General features: G+C 70.3%; 3 protein-coding genes and 1 pseudogene. All 4 read right to left on the bottom strand.

Translation table 11 applies throughout. The annotated features are described in order from the left end of the window. A pseudogene (locus FV228_RS26605) lies at positions 1 to 259 on the bottom strand (sensor histidine kinase); the annotation flags it as partial. Positions 260 to 904: 645 nt separating this feature from the next. After that, positions 905 to 1,687 (bottom strand): VTT domain-containing protein, encoded by a 783-nt coding sequence (locus FV228_RS26600; protein WP_147857269.1) that lies wholly within the window; start codon positions 1,685 to 1,687, stop codon positions 905 to 907. Beyond that, entirely contained in the window at positions 1,684 to 2,337 is a 654-nt protein-coding gene (locus tag FV228_RS26595; RefSeq protein WP_147857268.1) for a class I SAM-dependent methyltransferase, read from the bottom strand. The genes FV228_RS26600 and FV228_RS26595 overlap by 4 nt, the downstream gene beginning before the upstream one ends. Positions 2,338 to 2,362: 25 nt before the next feature. After that, on the bottom strand, positions 2,363 to 2,562 hold a 200-nt coding region (locus FV228_RS26590), incomplete at its 5' end, for an aminomethyltransferase beta-barrel domain-containing protein (RefSeq protein ID WP_348645072.1).

Raw genomic sequence — 2,562 nt, 5'->3', positions numbered from 1 at the left:
CCCCCGCGAGCAGCCGGCTCTCCAGCGCCTCGGAGACCGGCTCGCCGGTCCGGCCGTCGAGGACCAGGGCGGCGACCTGCGCGGCCGCGACCCGGTCGGACATCCACTCGATCCGGTAGTTGGCCACCGCCGGCACGTAGGTCAGCACCTCGGCCACCACCACGAACGCGACGGTGACGAGGAACAGCCGCCCGGACAGGCCGAGGCGGGCCGGACGCCGCTCGGGCACCTCGCGTGCCGCGGCGGCCGCCGCCGGCATCGTGACCGGGTCGGATTCGACGGCCACGCCCATCACGCTCCGACCGGGCATCGCGGGCGGGTGGGGGCGGGGTGGCAATTGCGAGAGCTCGAGCCGTTTCCGGCTTTCGCGCGGGACATGGGGTAACGCCGTCGTTTCAAAGCCGGGAATACAGGGGGCATTCCCGCGGGCACTATACGAGCACGATAGGGTCGAGGTTGCATGTACCTTAGAGCACCTCGAAAGAAGGCCACCGTCTCGGCGCCTGTGTCGCGCACGTGCGCAGAGGCTCTTACGGCACGCTCCGGAACACCAGAACACCGCCGGCGATCGGGTGATGGCCCCGTCAGCGAGGCCGATGCCCAACGGGACAGGAACGAGAAACGTTATCTCAATCAACACCTTGGACCGAACGGGAATCCAACATGCCAGCCTACGGCGGCCGTCCGGGAGGTTCGTTACCCGAAACGGCCGGGCGACACGATTAGACCCATGCGCGACACAGAGTGAAGATTAAATTTGCGCGCCGACAGAAATTTTTAACCGGGTACTCAGTCACGCCAGAGCCGTTCCCACCTTCGATGTTACGGGCTCTCTTGGGCCGAACCGGCATCCATTTGGCGGTTGGCGGTCCAAGACACGAACGCCGTTCCGGACGAACCGGCTTCAGGCGCGCCGGAACCGGCGGCTCAGCAGGACGCTGCCCAGCGCGAACACGGCGAGCATCGCCAGCCCGGCCACCATCTTGGGCGTGACCAGGGCCCTCAAGGTCAGAGCCTCGTCGCAACCGGTCGTCCCCGCGGCGAGGCAGGCGGCCTTGGCGGCCTCGTGGGCCGCGACCACGTCCTCGATCCCGGCGCCGGTCGTGGCGTAGACCAGGGCGCCCGGCAGCAGGCCCAGGAAGGTCGCCAGCACGAAGACCCGCATCTTCACCCCGCAGGCGGCGGGTGCGAGGTTCGTCATCCAGAACGGGAACAGCGGCAGCAGGCGCATCACCGCGATGTACCCGAAGGCGTCGCGCCGGAACGCGTCCGTGAACGCCGCGAGCCGCGTGCCGCCCATCCGGCGCAGCAGATCGGCCCCCGGCCCCTTGCCGATGGCGAACACGATCGCCGCCCCGGTGGTGGCCGCGCAGACCGCAGTCAGCGCCCCCGGCACGATTCCGAACAGGAAACCGCAGATCATGGTCAGGAACAGCGTGGCCGGCACCGAGACCACCACGGAGGCGACGTAGACCAGGTAGGCCGCCACCACGGCGCGCAGGTACCCGGCCTCGACGAAGCCGTGCAGCCAGGCCCGCGAGGCGAGCAACCGGTCGAGGCTCAGGAGTTGCGCGACGCCCGAGACCAGCACGAACGCCGAGATGCACAGGAGCAGGACCAGCGGCAGCCACCGCCGCATCCGCTTCCAGCGCCCCTCCGGGACGGACGCGAGCCCGACGTCGCTCACCCGGCTTTGCGCATCCGCAGGATCTTGAAGAACCCGCCCGGGAAGGTCGGCTTCAGCCCCAGCACCTCGACGCCGTTGCGCCGGGCCCAGGCCTCGATCCGGGTCGCCTTGAAGTCCGACGACCAGCCGATCTTGGTGCAGAGCGGCGCCACGACCTCCTCGACCCGGGCGAGCGGGCCGTCGCTCTGGCCGAAATGGTTCGCCAGCACGATGCCGCCACCGGGCCGGACCACCCGCAGGAACTCCGACATCGCGGCCTCGGGGTCGGGCACGAGGGTGATCAGGAACTGCGCCACCACGGCGTCGAAGCTCGCGTCGGCGTAGCCGAGGTGGCAGACATCCATCACCTGCAGGCCCTTCACGTGGGCCAGGTTCCGACGCTTCACCTTGGCGCGGGCGCGCTTGAGCATGTCCTCGGAGAGGTCGACCCCGCAGACGAAGCTCGCCTTCGGGTAGTAGCCCAGCGCCAATCCGGTGCCGACGCCGGCCTCCAGGATGCGCGGCCCGTGCTCGGCCGCGGCCTCCACGGCCGCGCGGGCCGCCGGCTCGGTGAGCTTGTCGTAGACCACGTCGTAGACGGGGGCCCAGCGGGCATAGGCCTTGCGCATCAGGGCCGTGCTCGGCCCGGCCATCTGCGGCTCGCTCAGCATCGTTCGGATTATCCAGAGATTGAGATCAGGCGGCTTCTCGGGGCCGGGCCGACAACGCATCGACCCGCCGGATGGTGCCGCCGCCCAGAACACGGGCCCGGGGGCCGTCGTCGCCGTAGAGCGCGCAGGCCTGGCCCGGCGACACGCCGTCCTCGGGCTCGGCCAGCACCACCTCGGCGGTTCCGTCCGGCGCGATGGTGAGTGTCGCCGGCCGCGGCGGCCGGG

Source organism: Methylobacterium sp. WL18 (genome assembly GCF_008040015.1).
Classification (GTDB): domain Bacteria; phylum Pseudomonadota; class Alphaproteobacteria; order Rhizobiales; family Beijerinckiaceae; genus Methylobacterium; species Methylobacterium mesophilicum.
Note: the sequence above shows the minus strand (reverse complement) of the source record. Positions and strands in the feature narration are given on the sequence as shown.